This is a genomic window from Streptomyces himastatinicus ATCC 53653 (assembly GCF_000158915.1).
In the GTDB taxonomy this organism is placed as follows: Bacteria; Actinomycetota; Actinomycetes; order Streptomycetales; family Streptomycetaceae; genus Streptomyces; species Streptomyces himastatinicus.
This window is the reverse complement of the sequence record NZ_GG657754.1, coordinates 9823143-9843820: the sequence shown is the minus strand read 5'-3', so window position 1 is coordinate 9843820 and position 20678 is coordinate 9823143. Positions and strand designations below refer to the sequence as shown.

Genomic DNA, 20678 nt, shown 5'->3' with positions numbered 1-20678 from the left:
CTCGGCCGGCTCGCCCCGCAGGCCACCTATCTGACGCCACCGCAGCTGCGCGCCGCGCTCGCCGCCGAGGCCCGCTTCACCGGCCGGGTCTGGACCGGCTCGGCACCGGCGGGCGCCGAGCTGCTGGCCCGGGTCAAGCGGGCGGGGGCGGACGAGGCGTGGGGGGTGTACGCGCTCACCGAGCTGTTCCCGGCCGCCGCCGTCGAAGCGGCCGAGAAGGCGGCGTTCGGCGGGACCGGCGATCTGGCCGGGGCACCGCTGCCGGGGGTCCGGGTCCGGGTGGACGGCATGGCCCCGGGAAAGGGCGAACTGCTGCTGGCCGGGCCCGCGGCCCGCCACCGCTATCTGGGCGAGGACCCCGACCCCTGGGTGCGGACCGGCGACCGGGCCCGCTGGGAGGGCGGCCGGATCGTGCTGGAGGGGCGGCTGAAGAACATGGTGCTGCGCCGCGCCGAGAACATCTACCCGGGGCTGTACGAGCCGTCGCTGCACGTCACCGGGGTCGAACTGGCCCTCCTCGTCGGCGTCCCGGCCGGAGACGGGGACGAACGGCTCGTCGCGCTCGTCCAGCCGAGCCCCGGTGCCGATCCGCGCCGGGTGCGCGCCCTGCTGGCCGGGCCGCTGGAGCGGATGGGCTCCGCCCGCCCCGACGCGGTGCTCCTCACCGACATCCCGCTCACCGGGCGGTCCCGCAAACCGGACCGCGCGGAGGCGGCCCGGCGGGCGGCGGCCCGGCTGGACGGCCTGGCCGTTCGCTTTTCCATACGCCGTCTCCGGCCCGGGCCGCCGGGCGGACGGGCACCCGGGGGGGACCGCCGGAACGGAACCCCCCGTCATGACGCCGCCGAACCGGGCGTACCGGCGGGCCCGCCGCCGGGACCGCCGCGTCTACCGGGCGGCGCACCCGGTGCTCCTCGCCCTGCTCGCCGCCACCCGCGCCCGCCCGGCCGTGCGCCTGGGCTCCACGGTCCTGGTGCACGACGCCGAGGCCTGCCGCCAGGTGCTCACCCGTGTCCCGCTGGACCGTACGGCCGAGGGCTCGACCGGTGGCGCGGCGCGCGCCGCGCTGTCCGATCCCAGGGCTCAGGGGCTGCTGTTCGACCAGGAGGGCGGCGGCCACCGGGACACCCGGCGGGGACTCGCCGACGGCCTCGGCGCGGCCGGGGTGGACCGGCTGCGACCGGTGTGGCGCGCCGTTCTCGACCGGCGGCTGGGCCCGCTCGCGGAGCCCGGCGGCACGGTGGATCTGGTGGCGGTGGCCACGAGACGGCGGGCGCCACGGTGTGCGCGCTGCTGGACATCGACGCCGATCCGCGGGCGGTGGCGGCGGCCGCTTCCGATGCCGCGGCGGCGGCCGTACGGGACCATCTGCCGGGACCGCGCCGCCCCGGTGACGACGCGACGGCGGCGGCGCGGCGCCTTCAGAACCTGCTGGCCACCGAGGGGCGGGACGACGGTGCGCTGCGCGCGATGCTGGCCACCGCCGCCGTCGCCACCACCGTCGCGGCCCTCCCCCGCGCGGTGGCCTGGTGCGCCGACGCCGGGCTGTGGCAGGACGCCGCGGCCGACGCGCTGCGCCCGGCGCTGGTGGCCGAACTCCTGCGCGTGGTGGCCCCGTCGCCCGTACTGCCGCGGGTCGCCGCCGCCGATGCCACCCTGGCGGGGGTGACGATCCGGCGCGGCGACCGGATCGTGCTGGTCGCACGCCACGCCGTACGGGACCACCGCACCGGCCCTGACGCCCGCTGCCCGGTCGAACCGGGCCGTCTCCCAAATTGTTCTTCGGCGCGGGCCCGCACGCCTGCCCGGGCGCGCCACTGGCGCGGGCCCAGCTCCAGGACACCCTGGCCGCGCTGGCGCCGTACCGTCCCGCCGTCGTCCGCGCCCGGGCGGACCGCCACGCGGCGCTCCCCGGCTGGCGGACGCTGACCGTCCGCGCGCGGGAGAGCCCATGACCGGCCGTATCGCCGGAGCGCGGGTCGCCGTCACCGGGGCGAGCGGATTCTGCGGCGGATACATCGCGCGGGCGGCCGCCGCCGCGGGCGCCGAGGTGCTGTGCGTGGGGCGGCGCGGCGGGCCGGTGGGGCGGCATATGCGGTGGGACGCCGCGCGGGACGTGCCCGATCTCACCGGGGCCGACCTGGTGGTGCACTGCGCCGCGGCCGTCGGGGACCCGATGGCGGGATCGGCGGCCGAGGCGGAGATGCGCGCCGTCAACGTCGAGGGCGCGGCCCGGCTGTTGCGCGCCGCGGGCGGGCGGCCGGTGGTGTGGGTGAGCAGCGCCAGTGTGTACGATCCGCGGCCCGGCCGGGGCCGGGTGGGCGAGGACCATCCCGTCTCCGGCCAGCTGAACGCGTACGGGCGGACGAAGGCGGCGGGTGAACGGCTGGCGCTGGAGGCCGGTGCGGTGGTGCTGCGGCCGCGGGCCGTGTACGGGGCGGGCGACCCGTATCTGGTGCCCCGGCTGCTGGACCGGATCCGCGGCGGGCTTCTGCTGCTGCCGGGGCCGGATGTGACGCTCAGTCTCACCGCCGTCGAAAACCTCGCCGACGCCTGTGTGTCCGCCGCCGCGGGCTGGCCGCCGGGCGCGTACAACATCGCCGATGCCGCGCCGTACCGCCGCGACCGGGCGATCCGTGAGGTGCTGCGCGCCCACGGCCGGCGTGCGCGCATCGGCCATCTGCCGCGCCCCCTGGCCATGGCGGCGGCCCGGGCGCTGGAGGCCGCCGCGCGCCACCGGACGGCCGCCCCGCCGGTGCTGACCCGGTACGCGGTGGACCAGCTCGCGCACACCGTCGTCCTCGACACCGGCAGAGCCAGGGAGCAGGGGTGGGTGCCCCGGTGGGCCCTCGACGACTACGTACGGAGCGTACGCGGCGTCAGGCCGGTGTGCTGGCGCGGATGACCAGACGGGTGGGGAGTTCCGGCGGCGCCGCCCCGGCCACCGGAGCGGGCGGGGCGGTGGACGCGCCGTGGTCGGAGCGGTGCTCGATGTGGTGGTCGGTGTGATCGAGGAGCAGCCGGGCCGCCGATTCGCCCTTCTCCACGGTGGGCTGATGAACCGTGGTGAGGGGGACGACGGCGGTGGCGGCCGCGGGGATGTCGTCGTATCCGATGACGGCCAGGTCACCGGGCACGGCGAGGCCATGGTCCCGGACGGCCGCGCACGCGCCGAGCGCGAGGGTGTCGGAGACGGCGAGCAGCGCGGTGGGGTGCGGGCCCGGCGCGGTGAGCAGGGTGTGCACGGCCGTACGGATCGCCGCGATGTCGTTCCTGCCGCATTCGATGACGGTCAGGTCGGTGAACGGCAGCCCCGCCTCGGCCCATGCGTCCCGGTAGCCCAGCAGCCTACGGCGCAGGATCGCGCTGGTGGTGGCGAGCGCCTGCGGCCAGGTGGCCGGGCCCAGCCGGGGCTGAACGGCGAGCTTGTCCACCAGGATCGCGGCCCGCCGGTGGCCGAGGCCGATCAGATGGCGGGCGGCGCGCCGGGCGCCGCCGAAGTCGTCGACGGTGACGAAGCCCGCCCAGGCGTCGCCGAAGCGGTCCCGTCCGGTGTCATGGCCGGGCGAGTCCACGGCCAGCACCGGCAGTTCGCGCTTGACCAGGATGTCGAGGCCGGGGTGGTCCTCCTCCACGCTGTACAGGAGGGCCGCGTCGATCACGGCCTTCTCCAGCGCCGCGAGCGGCGCGTCGGCCACCTGCTGGACGGGGGCGGTGGCATACCGGGCGAGCGGCCCGACGGCGGGCGGCAGGGCGAGCAGGGTCATGGTGGTGCGGCGCCGCTGGAACTCGCGGGCCACGCCCTCCAGGAAGGCGGTGGCCGCCGGGTCGGCGAAGGCCGTCTCCAGCGGAAGGGGCAGCACCACCCCGACGGTGCCGGTGCGCCCGCGCCGGAGCGAGGCGGCGGCCGGGTCGGGGCCCGCGTAACCGACCTCCTCGGCGGCCTGGAGCACGCGTTCGCGCATCGTGGCGGAGAACCGGCCGGTGTCGTTGAGGACGTTGGAGACGCTCATCACCGAGACCCCCGCCGTGCGGGCCACATCCTTCAGCGTCGCCATCCGCTCTCCCCGGTTTGCTCCGGCTTCTCGTGATCGCTTGCCGCTCACCCCCATCTTATGCCACTGTGCTTTATCGATACATCAACGGTGATGTGCCGCACGAGAGGGCCTGTCCGTGAGCAGTCAGAGGCACCGCATGCCCGCCGGGGAGCCGTACGCGGCCCCCGCCGCCGACGCACCGCGCCCGGCAGCGACCCCCGGCCGCCCGGCCCCGAGCCGGCGGACTCCCGGCCGTAAGCCCCTCGGCCATACGCCCCTCGGCGGCCCGGCCTTCCACCGTAAGGCCCCCGCCCCGCACGGCATCTGAGAACGCACCACACGGCCCGGGGCGCCACGAGCGCCGTCCGCACCGCCCTTCACCGGCGTTTCCGTCGACCCGCGACAACTGCCGCATGGCGCCGGACCGCCCCTGCCCGGACGGCTCCCCGAGCCAGCAATCGCATCAGCAAGCCAGCACGAACCAGCACTGGGATGGACGCATGACAGCCCCGGATGAGCGCCGGATGACCTCGATACCGGCGAGTGACGAGGCAACGGGCCTCGCCACGGCCACCACGGCGCCCCGCCCCTCCACGCATCGCACGGAGGGCTCGCCGCACGCCTGGTGGCGCGACGCGGTGATCTACCAGATCTACCTGCGCAGCTTCCTCGACAGCACCGGGGACGGCATCGGCGACCTCGCCGGGGCCCGGCTGGGACTGCCGTACCTCAAGAAGCTGGGCGTGGACGGGATCTGGCTCAGCCCGTTCTACCCGTCGCCGCAGCACGACCACGGGTACGACGTCGCCGACTACCTCGACGTCGACCCGATCTTCGGCGATCTTGAGGAGTTCGACCGGCTGGTGCACGACGCCCACCGGCTCGGGCTGAAGGTCCTCATGGACATCGTCCCCAACCACTGCTCCAGCGAACACGCCTGGTTCAAGGCGGCCCTCGCCGAGGGACCCGGCGGACCGGCCCGGGCCCGTTTCCACTTCGCCGACGGCCGGGGGACGGACGGCGAACTGCCGCCCAACAACTGGCACGCCATGTTCGGCGGCCCCGCCTGGAGCCGGGTCACCGAGCCCGACGGCACCCCCGGCCAGTGGTACCTGCACCTGTTCACCCCCGAGCAGCCCGACCTCAACTGGCGCGAGCCGTCGGTCGGCGAGCACTTCCACGAGGTGCTGCGGTTCTGGCTGGACCGGGGTGTCGACGGGTTCCGCATCGATGTGGCGGCGGGTCTGTTCAAGCACCCCGAGCTGCCCGACTCCGACGACCCCACGATCGACGAGCGCACCCGTGACTCCGTCAACCCCCTGGCCTGGAACCAGCCGGAGATCCACGAGGAGTGGCGCCGCTGGCGCGCGATCTGCGACGAGTACGCGGCCCGCGACGGGAACGACCGGCTGCTGGTCGGCGAGGTCTCCGTGCCGACGCCGCTGGAGCAGGCCAAGTACGTGCGCTCCGACGAACTCCACCAGGCGTTCTTCTTCCACCTGCTGACCGCCCCCTGGAACCCGGACGTCTTCCGCAAGGTGATCAGCGAGGCGATGCGGGACATCGCCGACACCGGCTCCACCGTCACCTGGGTCCTCAACAACCACGACCAGGTCCGCACCGTGACCCGGTACGCGGGCGAGCCGGCCACCGGCGAGGTGTCGTGCCTCGGCCCGGCCCGGGCCCGCGCCGCCGCCCTGCTGATGCTGGCCCTGCCCGGCGCCGCATACGTCTACCAGGGCGAGGAACTGGGCCTGCCCGAGGTGGTCGACCTGCCGGACGAGGTGCTGACCGACCCCATCTTCCACCGCACCGGCAGCCGTCAGCACATCCGCGACGGCTGCCGGGTGCCGCTGCCGTGGTCGGGGCACGCCTCGCCGTTCGGCTTCACCACCGGCGAGGCGGTGGCCCAGCCGTGGCTGCCGCAGCCCGAGTGGTTCGCCGAACACGCCACCGACCGGGCGCTGGCCGACACCGACTCGTTCTGGCATTTGTACCGCGAGGGGCTGTATCTGCGGCGCAGCCTGCCGCAGATGGGCGAGGGCCCGCTGGTGTGGATGGAGTCGCCGCCCGAGGTGCTGGCGTTCATGCGCGGCGACGGGCTGGTGTGCGCGATCAACTTCAGCGACCACCCGGTCCCGGCCCCGGTCACCGGTGCGCCCATTCTGGCCAGCACCTCCTGCCCGCCCGGGACGCTGCCGGGCAGCGCCGCGGCTTGGTGGATCACCGATCTGACCGGCTGACGCGGAGCGGTTTGGGCGGCCGCCCCTCAGAAGAGGGCGGCCCGCCATCCGCCGTACCCGCCTCGATGAGCACCTCCGGCGAGGTGCCCAGGTTGAGCCGGACATGGCCCGCCCCGCCCGTACCGAAGGGCAGTCCGGAGTTGAGGGCGACCCGGCCGCGGTCGAGGAAGACGGCGGCGGGGTCGTCCCCCAGGCCCAGGGCGCGGCAGTCGAGCCAGGCGAGGAAGGTCGCCGGGCCCGGCCGGTAGCGGACCCCGGGCAGCTCCCGGGCCAGCAGTCCGGCGAGCAGCGCGCGGTTGTCGTCGAGCCCGCCCAGCAGGGCGTCCAGCCAGTCCCCGCCGTCGCGCAGCGCGGCGGTATGGGCGATGACGCCGATGTGGCTGGGTCCGTGGCCCACCTCTTCGGGGAGGCGCGCCAGGTCGTCGGCGGCCGCGGGACCTGCGATGGCCAGCGCGGCCTTGAGCCCCGCGAGGTTCCACCCCTTGGATGCCGACATCAGCGACAGCCCGCTCTCCGCGCCGGGCACGCTGAGATACGGGGTGAAGACGGTTCCCGGGGCGACCAGGGGAGCGTGGATCTCGTCGGCCACGACCCGTACGCCATGGCGGTCGGCGAGCGCGGCGACGGCGGCCAGTTCGTCGGCGGTGTGCACGGTTCCGGTCGGATTGTGCGGGCTGCACAGCAGATAGGTGGCCCGTCGGCCGCCCGCGACGGCACGCCGGAAGGCGTCCTCCAGCGCGTCGAGGTCGAGCCGCAGGTGCGCACCGAGCGGCGCCTCCACGACCCGGCGGTCCATATGCTCCACGAACGGGTAGAACGGCGGATAGACCGGACAGTTGACCACCACCGCGTCACCCGGACCGCTGACCAGCTTGAGCATCTCGACGACGCCCAGCATCACATCGGGCACGATCGCCGTGCGTTCCACCGCGAGCCCGTCCCAGCCCCAGCGCTCCCGGGCGAAGCCCGCCAGCGCCTCGGCGTACGCCGTACCGGCCGGATAGCCGGTGTCGCCGAGGGCGATCGCGTCCGTGACCGCCCGCACCACCGGCTCGGCGAGGGGTACGTCCATCTCGGCGACCCACAGCGGCAGCACGTCGTCCGGGTAGGTGCGCCACTTCATGCTGGTCCTGAGCCGCAGTTGGTCGAGGGTGAGCCGGTTCAGCGGGTTGGGGTCGTCGTCGGCCGGGCGGTGCGGAGTGAGATCCATGTCATCCATGGTCCCCACATCGGCTGCGTTGCCCATGTGTTCCATGTGTCGTATGCGTTCCGAGCTGTGACGATGGGCCAATCGCCGCTTCGCGGTCATGGCCGGGCGGTCATCCGGAGGTTGACGGGATACGGCAAGATGGCAGGTCACGTCGAGGCCATGTGTACGTGCCGCGACGATATCGGCACATCCTCCCCACGAACAGGTGACCAGGTGAGCAGCAGACAGGACTTCGGTCCGGCGACGACGCGGGCCGCCGCCCCGAGGGCGGCGGGCGGCACTTCGGGAGGTGGGCGGTGAACCGGGCACTGACGCTGCACGACGTCATCGTCGTGGGCGCCGCGCTGCTCGCCGCCGCGGCGGCCGGACTGCTCGCGCGGATGGCGCTGCGCTGGCTGGGTGAGCGGGCGCGCCGGACCCGGTGGAGCGGGGACGACGTCATCGTCGCCACCCTGCGCACCCTGGCCCCCTGGGCGGCCATGTCCGTCGGGGTGTCGTCCGCTGCCGCGGCGCTACCGCTGACCCGTACCGTCGGTCACACCGTCAACCAGTTGGTGATCGCGGCGCTGATCCTGGCCACCACGGTCACGGCGGCGCGGGTGGTCGCCGGTCTGGTGCAGACGCTGGCGCTGTCCCGGTCCGGGGTCGCGGGCACGGCCACCATCTTCGTCAACATCACCCGTATCGCGGTGCTGATGATGGGCGTGCTGATCCTGCTCCAGACGCTCGGCATCTCGATCGCGCCGCTGCTCACCGCGCTGGGCGTGGGCGGCCTGGCGGTCGCGCTGGCCCTTCAGGACACCCTGGCCAACCTGTTCGCGGGCGTGCACATCCTGGCGTCCAAGACCGTGCAGCCCGGTCACTACATCCGGCTCAGCAGCGGGGAGGAGGGGTACGTCGTGGACATCAACTGGCGTAACACCACCATCCGTCAGCTGTCCGACAACCTCGTGATCATCCCCAATGCCAAGCTGGCCGGCACCATCACCACCAACTACCACCAGCCGGGGCAGGAGATGTCGGTGATGGTGCAGGTGCGGGTCGCCTACCGCAGTGATCTCGAGCATGTGGAGCGGGTGACGACCGAGGTGGGCGCGAAGGTGATGGCCGATGTCTCGGGCGGCGTGGTCGATTTCGAGCCGAGTATCCGCTTTCACACCTTCGGCGAGTCCGGCATCGACTTCTCGGTCTTCCTGGGGGCGCTGGAGTTCAGCGACCAGTACCTGATCAAGCATGAGTTCATGAAGCGGCTGCACCGGCGCTACCAGGCCGAGGGCATCGAGATCCCGCTGCCGATGCGTACCGTCGTCCTCCACCAGCCCGGTCAGGTGCCGCTGCCCGCCCAGCGCACCGGTGAGCCGGACCTGACCCCGGGCCCGGGGATTGCCACGAGCCCGGGGAGCACCGGCTAGCCGCAGTGCTCGGCCTTCTCCTGGTCCGTCATGGGACGGGTGTGCTGGGTCTTGGTGCTGGGCGCGTCCGGCTTGGGGCCGGTCGCGTCGAACGGCACGTACCAGATGTAGTGGCCGTAGAACTTGTCCTCGAAGTGCAGTTCGTACGTGCCCTTCACGCGCTGCATCTGGGGCGCGCGGGTGACCCAGCCCACCTCACCGGGGCGGACGTCCACGTTGGTGGTGTCGGTCTCGGTGTGGGAGCTCTCCCAGGTGTGCCCGTACGACGTCTCGACGCTCACCTTGAAGACCTCCGAGAAGCCGTACTCGGCGCTGAGCGAGACACCGAGGCTGTTGGTCTCCCCGGTCGTGTCGGCCCAGGCGATGCTGGAGCGCTGGAGGTCCTGGGTGCAGTTGTAGGCGCTGTCGCCGACCTGGTGCGACTCCCCCACGGTGTCCGTGGGCGCGCCCTCGGGGTGGAAGACGCAGGAGTCGGTGCCGTTGTCGCACTTGTCGAGCAGTTCGCGGTTGGTGGGGGTCTCCTCGGCCTGCGCGGGGGCGGCGAGGGCCATGCCGCCCACGGTGACCAGCGCCGCCAGTAAGACGGCGCTACGGGTCCGGGACGTGCGGATACGACTCATATCGGGTGCTTTCTGTGGGGGGAATTCCACGGTCCGTGCGGACCGCGGCGTACGGGGGATCAGCTGAAGCCGATCGACTGGGTGCGGTCGTTGAGCGCCTGGCCCACGTCGTCGGTGTTCTCGTCGAACGGCCCGTCACGGTCGCCGCCGAGGTTGGGCTCCGGGTACAGCCAGATGGCGCAGTTGCCCCACGGCTGTACCGAGGAGATGCGGTTCTTCCAGTCGTCACCGAGGTCGAACTGCCAGTTGACCCAGCCGTCCTTCTCGCACAGCTCGGGTCCGGTGACGGTGAGCGAGGCGCCGGTGAAGCCCTTCTCGTCGAAGAACGTCCCCTGGATGACGTCCCCCTGCGCACCGGCGTCGGCCTCCGCCGCCTCGGTCCGGAAGGACTTCGAGGCGGCGGCCGCCTGCGGGGTGGCGGGGGCGTCGGTGATCCGGCCGCCGGTGGCGTTCCCGACCGCCTCGGTGAACGTACCGAAGCAGTTCTGCTGCCCGGTGCGCGCGTCGACCACGCAGTGGCGCGCGGTGGAGGACGCGTCGGGTGCGGCGGCCGAGGCGGTCTGCGCCCACGGGCCGCACAGCAGCCCCGTGACGACGGCGACGGTGGCCCCGGCGAGCCGCCTGGGTGTGGTCCGTAATGCCATACGGACACCTCCTTGGTGTGATGGGCCCTCTCGGCCCGTACCCGGCGCGCCTGCTCGCTTTGGTCCGTACCAAAACTGCGAAATTCCCTAGTAGTTGTTCCGGTGCGCGGGCGGCGAGTCGGGGCGCCGGGCGGTCTGCGATGCTGGCGCCGTGACGTTCACGCCCACGCCCCCCGAGCCCGTCACCCCGGACGCCCCCGCGGCCATATCCGAGCCCCTGCTGACCCAGGGGTGGCTGGACCTCGCCTTCCTCCACTGGGCCATGGACCCGTCGGAGGTGGCGGGGCTGCTGCCGACCGGGACCGTGCCGGACACGTTCGACGGGGCCACCTATGTCGGCCTGGTGGCGTTCCGTATGCATCGGGTGGGATGGCTGCGGCTGCCCGGGATCCCGTACTTCGGCACGTTTCCGGAGACCAATGTGCGGCTGTACACGGTGGACGCGCACGGGCGGCGCGGGGTGGCGTTCCGCTCGCTGGACGCCTCCCGGCTGGTGCCGGTGGCCATGGGGCGGGCCGTCTTCCGGCTGCCCTACGTATGGTCGAAGATGGCCGTCCGCGCCGAGGGCGACACCCTGACGTACACCAGCTCACGGCGGTGGCCGGGGCCGCGCGGGGCGCGCTGCCGGATCACCCTGCGGCCCGGGGAGCGCGTCGAGGAGCCGACCGCGCTGGAGCACTTCCTGACCGCCCGGTGGGGCATGCACAACGCCTTCTTCGGCGGGGTGGCCTATCTGCCGAACCATCACCCCCGGTGGCCGCTCCACCGGGCGCGGCTCGTCTCCTGCGAGGAGGACCTCGTCGCGGCGGCCGGGCTGCCCGCCCCGGCCGGGGATCCGGTCAGCGTGCTGTACTCGCCGGGCGTTCCGGTCCGGCTCGGCCGCCCGGCCCGCCCGGCCGGGATCCCCACGCCCTGAGCCCGCGGCTCACCCCCGCCGCGGCCGGTGCGAGATGGCGCGCACGATGAGGGTGGGCGAGAGCGTGATGCGGCGCGGGCGCCGCTCCACGGGGGCGCGGAGCGACTCCAGCAGCAGCCGCGCCGAGCGCTCCCCCAGCGGATGGGCGGGCTGGGCGACGACCGAGATGGGCGGCGTCATGTACGGCGCCCAGGGGGCGTCGTCGAAGGAGACGAAGCCGACGTCGGAGCCGACGCGCAGGCCCCGTTCGGCGAGCGCGGCCAGGGTGCCGAGCGCCATCGGGGCGTTGGCGACGAAGAACGCGTCGGGCGGATCGGCCCGGGCCAGCAGCTCCCGGGCGGCGAGCATCGCACCGTCCTGCCGGAAGTCGGCGTGCGCGACGATCTCCGGCATGCCGTCGTGCTCCCGGATGGCCGCGCGGTAGCCGCGCAGCCGGGCCCGGGCGGTGTCGGCGGACGCCGGGCCGGTGATACAGGCCGGGCGCGACCAGCCCTGCTCGATGAGATGGCGGGTGGCGTCCCGGGCGCCCACGAAGGAGGGCACCACGATGGCGTCGGTCTTCTCGCGCAGCGGGCGGTCGATCACCACGACCGGGATCCGGCTCTGCCGCAGCCGTGAGATGTCGGTGTCCCGGCCCTGCGGGGACAGCACGACCCCGGCCACCCGGGCCTGCTCTGCCACGGCGAGGTGGCGGCGCTCCTTCTCGGGGTCCTCGTCGGTGTTGCAGAGCAGGACCGTATATCCCTCCGCCTCGGCGGCGTCCGTGACGCCGCGCGCGACCGCGGTGAAGAACGGGTTGCCGATGTCGGGGATGAGCAGCGCGATGACCTTGGTGGTGCGGGTGCGCAGGCTCCTGGCGATCCCGTTCGGCCGGTATCCCACCGCGTCGGCGGCTCGCATCACCCGCTCGACGATCTCCGGCGCGATGGTCGGATTGCCGTTGAGCGCCCGGGATACGGAGGCCGGGGAAACCCCCGCCGCCTCGGCAACGGTTTTGATCGTCGGCGTTGGTGTCACCTCACCCACGGTAGCCACCTCCCGCCGCGGCATCACCAGAGGCGTCGGACCCTTGTCTGAGAAATCGATTTCTGAGAGCCTGCGGGCACTCGCGGCGGCCGTCGCGAGTGCCCGTCGACGACGCAGGGAATGGGTGGCGCCATGCCGTACACCGTGCCGGTCAGCACACCGAGGCCGACCGTGGAGCCCGCTACGGTCTGGCTGGTGGCCAGCGGCGATCTGCGCCCCTCCGCCAATGCCGCGGGGTGGCCGGTCCAGGAGGCGATGGAAGCCGCGCTGGGCGATGCCTTCGGGAAGCTCGGCTGGACGGTGCGCCGGGCGCATGAGGTGGATCCCGCCAAGGGTCATGGCTTCATCGACAGCCAGCGCATGGGGCTGACCGTCTTCGGCTCGATCCCCTCCGACGCGCCCCTGGTGGTCGCCGAGGCGGTGTGGCAGTACAGCCACCATGTGCTGGCCGGGCTGCGCACCCACCGCGGCCCCATCCTGACCGTGGCCAACTTCGACGGCACCTGGCCGGGCCTGGTGGGACTGCTCGGGGTGAACGCGGGCCTGACCAAGATGGGCACCGCGTACTCCACGCTGTGGAGCGTGGACTTCACCGACGACTGGTTCCTGGAGGGGCTGCGGAGCTGGGTGGACACCGGCACCGTTCCCCAGGACGCCTCGCACGTACGGCCGTTGCCGCCGCTTCCGGCCACGCCGGAACGTGAGCTGGGGCATGCGGTCGCCGACCAGTTGATGGCGGACAAGGCCATCATCGGGGTCTTCGACGAGGGCTGTATGGGCATGTACAACGCCATCATCGACGACGAACTCCTCAACCCCCTCGGCATCTACAAGGAGCGCCTGTCGCAGAGCGCGCTGTTCGCCGAGATGTCCACGGTGCCGGAGGCGGAGACCACCGCGGTGCGCACGTGGCTCACCGAGCGCGGCATGCGCTTCGAGACCGGTACGGACGAGGCCACCGAGCTGACCGACGAACAGCTGCGCCAGCAGTTCGCGATGTACATCGCCGCGCTGCGCATCAGCGACGACTTCGGTCTCGACGCGGTCGGCATCCAGTACCAGCAGGGCCTGAAGGACCTGGTGGCCGCGTCCGACCTCGCCGAGGGGCTGCTGAACAACGCCGAGCGTCCCCCCGTGCGCAGCCGCGACGGCTCCCGGGTGCTGTGGGAGGACCGGCCCCTCCCCCACTTCAACGAGGTGGACGAGGGCGTGGCGGTGGACGCGCTGCTCAGCAACCGCATCTGGACGGCGATGGGCCTCGACCCGGCCACCACCCTGCACGACGTCCGGTGGGGCGAGGAGTACGACGGCCGGTTCGTCTGGGTCTTCGAAATCTCCGGCTCCATCCCGGCGTCCCACCTCGCCGGGGGCTACGCCGAGGCCGTCTCCCTGCGGCAGAACCCGGTGTACTTCCCGGCCGGTGGCGGCACCCTGTCCGGGGTGTCCCGGCCCGGCGAGATCGTCTGGTCCCGGCTGTACATCGCGGACGGCGCGCTGCAACTGGACCTCGGCCGGGGCCGGGCGGTGGAGCTGCCCGAGGAGGAGACACGGCGGCGCCGCCAGGCCACCAACCCGGAGTGGCCGGTCATGCACGCGGTCCTCGACGGGGTGAGCCGCGACCAGTTCATGGCCCGTCACAAGGCCAACCACATCCAGGTGGTGTACGCGCCCGACGCCGGGGTGGCCGACCGCGCGCTGGCCGTCAAGGCGGCGGCCTTCGCACGGCTCGGGGTGTCCGTGCACCTGTGCGGCGACGTGGCGATCGAGGCCGGGTGATGACGTCGCCGAACGCGATGACGTCGCACAGCGCCGCGCGGCGCGCCGTGGTGGGCGTGGACATCGGGACCTCCAGCTCCAAGGGCGTGCTGGTGTCGCCGGACGGCACGGTACTCGCCCAGTCCGTCGTACGGCACTCCGTCGACCGGCCGCACCCGGGCTGGGTGGAGATGGACCCGGAGGTGTGGTGGCGGGAGTTCACCACACTGGTGAGGGATCTGCTCGGGTCCGCCGACGTGACCGTGGAGGCGGTCGGCGTCAGCGGGATGGGGCCGTGTGTCGCGGTCACGGACGAGGCCGGTGAGCCGCTGCGCCCGGCCCTGCTGTACGGGATCGACACCCGCGCCACCGAGCAGATCGGCGAGCTGGAGGCCGAGCTGGGCCGCGAGGAGATCCTGCGCCGCTGCGGTTCGGTGCTCTCCACCCAGGCCGTCGGCCCCAAGCTCGCCTGGCTCGCCCGGCACGAACCCGGTGTCTTCGCCCGCGCCCGGCGGCTGTTCATGCCCAGCTCCTGGCTGGTGCACCGGCTCACCGGGGAGTACGTACTGGACCACCACTCGGCCAGCCAGTGCACCCCGCTCTACGACACCGGCGCCCTCGACTGGTACCGCCCCTGGTCGGACGGGCTGGCCGGGCGGATCGAACTGCCCCGGCTCGCCTGGTCCGGGGACGTGGCGGGCCGGGTGTCGCCGCAGGCGGCGGAGGCGACGGGGCTGTCGATGGCGAGTGGCAGTATGCTCCCGTGAGGCGCGCCTTCCTGGACGACGGCCAGCGGCGACGCGCACAACGCCGGTGATCTGATGCTGATGTACGGCTCGACCATGTTCCTGATCAACACGGTCGAGGAGCGCGTCACCTTCCCCGCCCTGTGGGGCACCGTCGGGGCGCTCCCCGGCACCCGCAACCTGGCCGGTGGCATGGCGTCCTCGGGCGCCATCACCGACTGGCTGCGCTCGCTGTTCGGGGACCCGTCCGTCCCCGAGCTGCTGGCCGAGGCGGAGACCTCGGGCCCGGGGGCGCGCGGGCTGCTGATGCTGCCGTACTTCGACGGGGAACGCACGCCCGTCGCCGACCCCGCGGCCCGTGGGGTCCTCGCGGGCCTCACCCTCGCGCACACCCGCGGCGATCTCTACCGCGCCGCGCTGGAGGCCACCGGGTTCGGCGTCCGCCACAACGTGGAGGCGATCCGCGCCGCCGGTGGCCGCATCGACCGGGTCGTGGCCGTGGGCGGTGGCGCCCAGGGGCATCTGTGGACGCAGATCGTCTCCGACATCACCGGGCTGACCCAGGACGTCCCCACCCACACCATCGGCGCGAGCCTCGGTTCGGCGTTCCTCGCCGCGTCGGCCGTCGGGGACGCCTCCATCGCGCGGTGGAATCCGCCCGCCGTGCGGGTGCGCCCCGACCCGGCCACCACGGCGCGCTACGACGAGCTGTACGCGCGCTACCGCGAGCTGTACCCGGCGACCGCGGACATCGTCCACGGCCTCGCCACCGGCTGACTCAGCCCTCCGCCCGGGCCCGCGCCGCCCGGGCGTGGGCCCGCCGCCCGCGCCACGCCCGCGCCCGCAGCGCGGCCCGGGTGGCGCCGCGGACCAGGGCCGGGGGCCGCGGGGCGCCGAAGGCGTCCCGCGCCAGGTCGTCGAGCAGGCTGTCCGCGGCCGCGCCCGCGAGCGGGCCGAGCACCCCGGGCACCCGGTCGGCCAGCATGCCGCGGGTGGCCTGCCACAGTTCCCGGCCCTCCGGGGTGGTGGCGAAGTGCGCACGCTCGTACGCCTGCGTCCAGGTCTCGAACTCCCGCCAGGTGGCGGGCACTTCGGATATGCCCAGGCGCTCGGCGAGGCCGAGGTAGAGGGTGTGCGACGCGGCCCGCTCGGCGTCGGTGGGGGCGCGCCACGCATGGGCCGCGCACCAGCGCATCGGGGCGAGGTCGAAGCAGGCGAGGACATAACGGAACGCGTCGTCGCCGATGGCGAACGGGGCGTGCAGCTTGCCCAGCGCCGCGATGGTCTCGGCGCCCCGCTCGCTGTCCAGCCCGTGCTCGAAGAGCCCGTACATCATCGCGCCGGTGGCCTTGGCGCGGACCCGGGTGTGCTGGGTCATCCGGCCCGTGGAGGCGAGCACCCGGGCGATCTCGGGGACCGCGAACGTACGGCAGAAGCCCAGGTTGAACCCCATCTTCAGGTCCCGGGCGAAGGTGTCGTACGCCATCCGCCGATAGGTCTCCTCGGCCTCGTGTAACGCGCTCACCGGGGCGGCTCCCCGGTGAGCTCTTCCGGGGCGGGGTCGGGGGCGTTCTCCTCGGCCCAGATGCCGCGGACGTGGCCGAGGTGGCGGCGCATCAGGGCCTCGGCGCCGTCCGCGTCGCCCGCCTCGATGAGGTCGAGGAGTTCGGCGTGTTCGGCGGAGGAGTCGAACAGGGCGCTGCCTTCGGTGAGCGTGCGCAGTCCGTAGAGCCGGGAGCTGGTGCGCAGCGAGCGCACGGTCTCCACCAGCCTGCTGTTCCCGGCCTGTTCCAGCAGGGTGAGGTGGAATTCCATGTCGATGGTGACATGGGCGATGAAGTCGCGGCGGTTCGCGGCCTCCTCGATGCCCGCCGCCAGCGGCCGCAGCCGCGCGATGACCTCGGGGGCGACGCCCGCCTCGGTGATCTGCCGGATCACCGGGATCTCGATGAGCGCGCGCAGGTGGGTGATGTCGTCCAGTTCGGCCGCGGAGAGGTGGGTGACCCGGAAGCCCTTGTTGCGGGCGATCTCGACCAGCCCCTCCTTGGAGAGGTCGAGCATGGCCTCGCGCACCGGTGTCGCGGACACCCCGAAGTGTTCTGCCAGGCTCGGGGCGGAGTACACCACGCCGGGCTTCAGTTCGCCCGATATCACCGCGCCGCGGAGGGTTTCGGCGATCTCCTCGCGGAGGCTGCTGCGGCCGCGGAGCGAGGGCAGGCGCGCGGTGGCCCCGTCGTCCACGGTCATGCGGTCGGTCTCCTTCATCTGTCGCCCTCGCCGGACGGGCCGGTCTCATGAGCCTCATGGACGGTACCGGCGATCACGAGATCTTCCCACGCCATTCCCACGCTCTTGAACAGCCGGGGACGTCCCGGGGCCACGGCCGGGCCGCCCGGAGTGGCGCGTATCAGGTCGGCGAGGGGCAGCAGTTGTGCGGGGTCGAGCAGACCGCGGTCGATGACCTGGACGAGGTCACCCGCCTCGCGGGTGGCGGCGGCACGGGACTCGACGACCACGGTGGCGTGGCGGACGGTGTGGTCGTCGACCTCCCTGGCGCCGGGTTCATGCGATCCCACGGCCAGCACGGTGGCGTGCGGGGGCAGGAATCCACCATCGAACAGCGGGGTGCGGGCCGTGGTGCAGCAGGCGATCAGATCGGCGTCCGCCACCGCGTCCGGCTCCCCGGCCACGACGCGGACCCCGGCGGTCTCCGGGAAGCCCTCGACCAGGTGGCGTGCCCGCTCCGGGGTGCGGCCGACGACGGTGACCTCGGTGAGGGGGCCGGATCGCGCGCAGCGCCGCCAGATGGCTGTGGGCCTGCGGGCCGCCGCCGAAGAGCACCAGCCGGGACGCGTCGGGCGGGGCGAGCAGGTCGGCGGCCGCGGCGGACACCGCGGCGGTGCGGAGGCTGGTGAGCGCGACCCCGTCCAGCAGGGCGAGCGGGGTGAGGGTTTCGGCGTCCAGCAGCAGATACTGCCCCTGGATGCGGGGAAGTCCGCGCGCCGGGTTGTCCGGCGCGACGGTGGCCATCTTGACGCCCGCGTAGGCGCGCCCCCGAGGGCTACGGCCCTCGGCGGGCATCAGCAGCAGCTGGCCGTGATCCACCGGCACCACGGTGCGGGGTGGGTCGGCCTCGGGGTCGAGCCCGTCCCGTAGCGCCTGCTGGAGGGCCCGGATCGCGGTGCGCGGGGGCAGGGCGGCGGCGACCGAGGCCGCGTCGATGATCTTCATGGTCGGCTCTTCACAGCTCGAAGCCTTCGGGGAACGGGTCGTCGGGGTCGCGCAGATACTGGGCGGTGCCGGTGATCCAGGCGCGCCCGGTGACGGTGGGCACCACCGCGGGCAGCCCGCCGACCGTGGTCTCCTCGACCAGTCGGCCGGTGAAGTGGGTGCCGATGAACGATTCGTTGCGGAAGTCGGTGTGCAGCGGCAGCAGTCCGCGGGTGTGCAGCTGGGCCATGCGGGCGCTGGTGCCGGTGCCGCAGGGCGAGCGGTCGAACATGCCCGGGTGGATGACCATGGCGTGCCGGGAGTGATGGGCGTCCGATCCGGGAGCGGCCAGGTACACATGGTGACAGCCGCTGATCTCGGGGTTGCCGGGGTGGACCGGGCGGGCCTGCTCGTTGATGGCGGCCATGATGGCGAGCCCGGCGTCCATGATGCGGTTCTTGTGGGCCCGGTCGAAGGGGATCCCGAGGTCGCCCAGGTCGACGATGGCGTAGAAGTTGCCGCCGAAGGCCATGTCGTAGCCGATGTCGCCGAAGGCCGCGGTCTTCACGGTGCGGTCCAGGGCGAGCGTGAACGAGGGTACGTTGCGCAGTGTCACCCCGCGTGCCGCACCCGCCTCGACGGCCACGTCCACCACGACCAGCCCGGCGGGGGTGTCCAGCCGGATGGTGGTGACCGGCTCCTGAACCGCCACCATGCCGGTTTCCACCAGGACGGTGGCGACGCCGATGGTGCCGTGTCCGCACATCGGCAGACAGCCGGAGGTCTCGATGAAGAGCACGCCCCAGTCGGCGTCGGGGCGGGTCGGCGGCTGGAGGATCGCCCCGCTCATCGCCGAGTGGCCGCGCGGCTCGTTCATGAGGAACCGGCGGATGTGGTCGAGGTGTGCCATGAAGTGCCGGCGCCGGTCGAACATGGTGGCGCCGGGAATCACCCCCGCTCCACCGGTGATGACGCGGGTCGGCATCCCTTCGGTGTGCGAATCGACGGCGTGGAAGACCCGGTCGCTGCGCATGGGTTCAGACGAGCCCTTCCGCGAGGGCCTTCTCGGTGGCCTTGCGCACCGTGTCGGCGTGTTCGGCGGTGAGCGGTACGCGCGGATGGCGGCAGGGCCCGCCGTAGCGCCCGGCGATGTCCATGCTGAACTTGATCGCCTGGACGAACTCGGTCCTGGCGTCCCAGCGCAGCAGCGGATGCAGGGTGCGGTAGAGCGGCAGCGCGGGGTTAAGGTCGCCCGCCGAGGCGGCCCGCCACAGCTCGGCGCAGGCGCGCGGGAAGGCGTTGGGGTAACCGGCGATCCAGCCGGGCGACCCGGCCACGGCCAGTTCCAGCGCCACGTCGTCGCTGCCGCACAACACGTCGAGCCCGGGGGCCAGTTCATGGATCCGGTAGCCGCGACGGACATCGCCGGTGAACTCCTTCACCGCCACGATCAGCCCCTCGTGGTACAGCTCCGCCAGCAGTTCGGGCACCAGGTCGACCTTGGTGTCGATGGGGTTGTTGTACGCCACGACGGGCAGCCCGGCCCGGGCCACCTCCCGGTAGTGGGCCAGCACCGCGCGTTCGTCGGCGCGGTAGGCGTTGGGCGGCAGCAGCATCACGGCCGAGGCGCCCGCCTCGGCCGCCTGCTCGGCCCAGCGCCGCGCCTCGTCCGCGCCGTAGGCCGCCACGCCGGGCATCACGGTGAAGCCCTCGGGGGCGGCCTCGACGGCGGTGGTGACCACCCGGGCCCGTTCCTCGGCGGTCAGGGTCTGGTACTCGCCGAGGGAGCCGTTGGGGACGACACCGTGGCAGCCGCCTCCCGCGAGCCAGGTGAGGTGTTCGGCGTAGCCGTCGAAGTCGACCGCGAGCCTGCCGGTCGGGTCCTCGCGCAGCGGCAACGCCGTCGCGACGAGTACCCCGTGCCATGGCTTGGCCTGTGCGTTCATGCGCCCTCCTCGTCGTGGTGTGACACGGTCACGTTCCTCAGCAGTCCGAGCGGCACCGGCTGGGCGACGGGTCGGCTCGCCAGCCCGCGCAGGTCGTCCTCGGTGACGTCGCGTCCGGCGTGGGCGGCGGTCAGGGCGGCGGTGGCATAGCCGCACACCCGGCCCTGGCACAGGCCCATTCCGGGGCGCGCACACAGCTTCACGGCCCGGGGGTCGGTGGCCCCCAGCTCCTTTCGCCGCCTGGCGGATGGCACCGGCGGTCACCTCCTCGCAGCGGCAGACGACGGTGTCCTCGGTCAGCCACTCCCGCCAGCCGGGCCGGACGGGGTACGCCGCGTGCAGCGCGGCGGCGAAGCCGCGCCGGGCGGCCCGGAGCCGCAGCAGCCGGGCGATCCCGCGCGAATCGGGGCGGGTGCCGGTGGTGGCGTAGGCCGCGTGCAGCCCGGCCAGCTCCCCTTCCGTACAGGCGAGTTGGGCCCCGCCGACCCCGCATGCCTCGCCCGCCACATAGACGCCGGGCACGGTGGAGCGCTGTCGGGTGTCCACGCGGGCGGTCAGGCTGCCGTCGGCGTCCCGGTGCGTCGCGCAGCCGAGCTGGAGCGGAATCTCGGTCTGCGGCGTGAAGCCGTACCCCACGGCCACCGTGTCGCACTCCAGCCGCCGCCGGGTGCCGGGCACGATCCGCCACCGGTCGTCCAGCCGCGCCACCACCGCCCCGGTGACGGTGTCCGTCCCCTCGGCCCGGACCACCGTGGTGCGGGTGCGGTACGGGATCCGATGGCGCCGCAGCGTCCGCAGGTAGTGGGCGGCCTCACCGAGTTTGGCGGCGGCGCGCAGGGTGGTGAGCGGGTGGCGGACGAAGGCGGTGGGCCGTCCGGCCTCGAAGACGCCGAGGACCGTGGCCCCCGCCTCG

16 protein-coding genes and 4 pseudogenes are annotated in these 20678 nt (G+C 73.5%); 8 read left to right on the top strand and 12 right to left on the bottom strand.

Features of this window, described 5'->3' with window-relative positions; all coding sequences use genetic code 11:
• Together SSOG_RS56950 and SSOG_RS41595 are read left to right on the top strand one after the other, a co-directional pair.
• A pseudogene (locus SSOG_RS56950) lies at positions 1 to 1929 on the top strand (hypothetical protein); the annotation flags it as partial.
• Between the two features lie 22 nt (positions 1930 to 1951).
• Complete coding sequence (locus tag SSOG_RS41595; RefSeq protein ID WP_009720334.1) at positions 1952 to 2905, top strand: NAD-dependent epimerase/dehydratase family protein; 954 nt, start codon at positions 1952 to 1954, stop codon at positions 2903 to 2905.
• On the opposite strand, the gene SSOG_RS41590 is transcribed toward SSOG_RS41595, so the two are convergent.
• Positions 2880 to 4058: a LacI family DNA-binding transcriptional regulator gene (locus tag SSOG_RS41590; RefSeq protein ID WP_050800165.1), complete on the bottom strand. Its 1179-nt coding sequence runs from the start codon at positions 4056 to 4058 to the stop codon at positions 2880 to 2882. The genes SSOG_RS41595 and SSOG_RS41590 overlap by 26 nt on opposite strands.
• 115 nt (positions 4059 to 4173) lie before the next feature.
• Between SSOG_RS41590 and SSOG_RS52830 the strand changes: the two genes are divergently transcribed.
• A complete protein-coding gene (locus tag SSOG_RS52830; RefSeq protein WP_154686044.1) occupies positions 4174 to 4365 on the top strand; it encodes a hypothetical protein in 192 nt (63 codons plus the stop codon).
• Between the two features lie 196 nt (positions 4366 to 4561).
• Entirely contained in the window at positions 4562 to 6280 is a 1719-nt protein-coding gene (locus tag SSOG_RS41585; RefSeq protein ID WP_009720332.1) for a glycoside hydrolase family 13 protein, read from the top strand.
• On the opposite strand, the gene SSOG_RS41580 is transcribed toward SSOG_RS41585, so the two are convergent.
• On the bottom strand, positions 6261 to 7490 hold the full coding sequence (locus SSOG_RS41580; RefSeq protein WP_009720331.1) for a MalY/PatB family protein: 1230 nt from the start codon (positions 7488 to 7490) through the stop codon (positions 6261 to 6263). The two genes, SSOG_RS41585 and SSOG_RS41580, sit on opposite strands and share 20 nt — an antisense overlap.
• A 296-nt stretch (positions 7491 to 7786) precedes the next feature.
• Between SSOG_RS41580 and SSOG_RS41575 the strand changes: the two genes are divergently transcribed.
• Entirely contained in the window at positions 7787 to 8902 is a 1116-nt protein-coding gene (locus tag SSOG_RS41575; protein ID WP_009720330.1) for a mechanosensitive ion channel family protein, read from the top strand.
• Here SSOG_RS41575 and SSOG_RS41570 read toward each other — a convergent pair.
• Positions 8899 to 9522, bottom strand: a complete 624-nt coding sequence (locus SSOG_RS41570) for a hypothetical protein (protein ID WP_009720329.1) — start codon at positions 9520 to 9522, stop codon at positions 8899 to 8901. The two genes, SSOG_RS41575 and SSOG_RS41570, sit on opposite strands and share 4 nt — an antisense overlap.
• 59 nt (positions 9523 to 9581) lie before the next feature.
• Positions 9582 to 10166: a hypothetical protein gene (locus SSOG_RS41565; RefSeq protein WP_009720328.1), complete on the bottom strand. Its 585-nt coding sequence runs from the start codon at positions 10164 to 10166 to the stop codon at positions 9582 to 9584.
• 151 nt (positions 10167 to 10317) lie between these two features.
• Between SSOG_RS41565 and SSOG_RS41560 the strand changes: the two genes are divergently transcribed.
• The gene (locus SSOG_RS41560) at positions 10318 to 11082 is read left to right on the top strand and encodes a YqjF family protein (protein WP_009720327.1); all 765 of its coding nucleotides are present in this window, start codon (positions 10318 to 10320) and stop codon (positions 11080 to 11082) included.
• A 9-nt stretch (positions 11083 to 11091) separates the two neighbouring features.
• Here SSOG_RS41560 and SSOG_RS41555 read toward each other — a convergent pair whose 3' ends face one another.
• Positions 11092 to 12099, bottom strand: a complete 1008-nt coding sequence (locus tag SSOG_RS41555) for a LacI family DNA-binding transcriptional regulator (protein WP_039942636.1) — start codon at positions 12097 to 12099, stop codon at positions 11092 to 11094.
• Between the two features lie 141 nt (positions 12100 to 12240).
• Between SSOG_RS41555 and SSOG_RS41550 the strand changes: the two genes are divergently transcribed.
• Positions 12241 to 13884, top strand: coding sequence for a fucose isomerase (locus tag SSOG_RS41550; RefSeq protein WP_039940003.1), 1644 nt, complete (start codon positions 12241 to 12243; stop codon positions 13882 to 13884).
• Between the two features lie 17 nt (positions 13885 to 13901).
• Positions 13902 to 15386: pseudogene (locus SSOG_RS41545) on the top strand (FGGY-family carbohydrate kinase).
• A 1-nt stretch (position 15387) separates the two neighbouring features.
• On the opposite strand, the gene SSOG_RS41540 reads toward SSOG_RS41545, so the two are convergent.
• The 7 genes and pseudogenes from SSOG_RS41540 to SSOG_RS56940 all read right to left on the bottom strand — a co-directional run.
• Positions 15388 to 16134 (bottom strand): oxygenase MpaB family protein, encoded by a 747-nt coding sequence (locus tag SSOG_RS41540; protein WP_086015833.1) that lies wholly within the window; start codon positions 16132 to 16134, stop codon positions 15388 to 15390.
• Positions 16131 to 16856: a GntR family transcriptional regulator gene (locus SSOG_RS41535; RefSeq protein WP_039942634.1), complete on the bottom strand. Its 726-nt coding sequence runs from the start codon at positions 16854 to 16856 to the stop codon at positions 16131 to 16133. The genes SSOG_RS41540 and SSOG_RS41535 overlap by 4 nt, the downstream gene beginning before the upstream one ends.
• Positions 16857 to 16870: 14 nt before the next feature.
• Positions 16871 to 17416, bottom strand: a complete 546-nt coding sequence (locus SSOG_RS58050; protein ID WP_342634428.1) for a hypothetical protein — start codon at positions 17414 to 17416, stop codon at positions 16871 to 16873.
• Positions 17417 to 17465: 49 nt separating this feature from the next.
• Positions 17466 to 17690, bottom strand: a pseudogene (locus tag SSOG_RS58045) (ornithine cyclodeaminase family protein); the annotation flags it as partial.
• Positions 17691 to 17850: 160 nt separating this feature from the next.
• Positions 17851 to 18852, bottom strand: a complete 1002-nt coding sequence (locus tag SSOG_RS41525) for a proline racemase family protein (RefSeq protein WP_009720320.1) — start codon at positions 18850 to 18852, stop codon at positions 17851 to 17853.
• Positions 18853 to 18856: 4 nt separating this feature from the next.
• Positions 18857 to 19765, bottom strand: a complete 909-nt coding sequence (locus SSOG_RS56945; protein WP_009720319.1) for a dihydrodipicolinate synthase family protein — start codon at positions 19763 to 19765, stop codon at positions 18857 to 18859.
• A gap of 525 nt (positions 19766 to 20290) precedes the next feature.
• Positions 20291 to 20515: pseudogene (locus tag SSOG_RS56940) on the bottom strand (FAD/NAD(P)-binding oxidoreductase); the annotation flags it as partial.
• Between the last annotated feature and the right edge of the window lie 163 nt (positions 20516 to 20678).

What these genes read in the sequence shown, in the direction of transcription:
- SSOG_RS41525 (WP_009720320.1), bottom strand. Translation starts at nt 18,852, where the DNA reads ATGCGCAGCGACCGGGTCTTCCACGCCGTCGATTCGCACACCGAAGGG.
- SSOG_RS41580 (WP_009720331.1), bottom strand. Translation starts at nt 7,490, where the DNA reads ATGGATCTCACTCCGCACCGCCCGGCCGACGACGACCCCAACCCGCTG.
- SSOG_RS41595 (WP_009720334.1), top strand. Translation starts at nt 1,952, where the DNA reads ATGACCGGCCGTATCGCCGGAGCGCGGGTCGCCGTCACCGGGGCGAGC.
- SSOG_RS41585 (WP_009720332.1), top strand. Translation starts at nt 4,562, where the DNA reads ATGACCTCGATACCGGCGAGTGACGAGGCAACGGGCCTCGCCACGGCC.
- SSOG_RS41550 (WP_039940003.1), top strand. Translation starts at nt 12,241, where the DNA reads ATGCCGTACACCGTGCCGGTCAGCACACCGAGGCCGACCGTGGAGCCC.
- SSOG_RS41590 (WP_050800165.1), bottom strand. Translation starts at nt 4,058, where the DNA reads ATGGCGACGCTGAAGGATGTGGCCCGCACGGCGGGGGTCTCGGTGATG.
- SSOG_RS41535 (WP_039942634.1), bottom strand. Translation starts at nt 16,856, where the DNA reads ATGACCGTGGACGACGGGGCCACCGCGCGCCTGCCCTCGCTCCGCGGC.
- SSOG_RS41565 (WP_009720328.1), bottom strand. Translation starts at nt 10,166, where the DNA reads ATGGCATTACGGACCACACCCAGGCGGCTCGCCGGGGCCACCGTCGCC.
- SSOG_RS56945 (WP_009720319.1), bottom strand. Translation starts at nt 19,765, where the DNA reads ATGAACGCACAGGCCAAGCCATGGCACGGGGTACTCGTCGCGACGGCG.
- SSOG_RS41570 (WP_009720329.1), bottom strand. Translation starts at nt 9,522, where the DNA reads ATGAGTCGTATCCGCACGTCCCGGACCCGTAGCGCCGTCTTACTGGCG.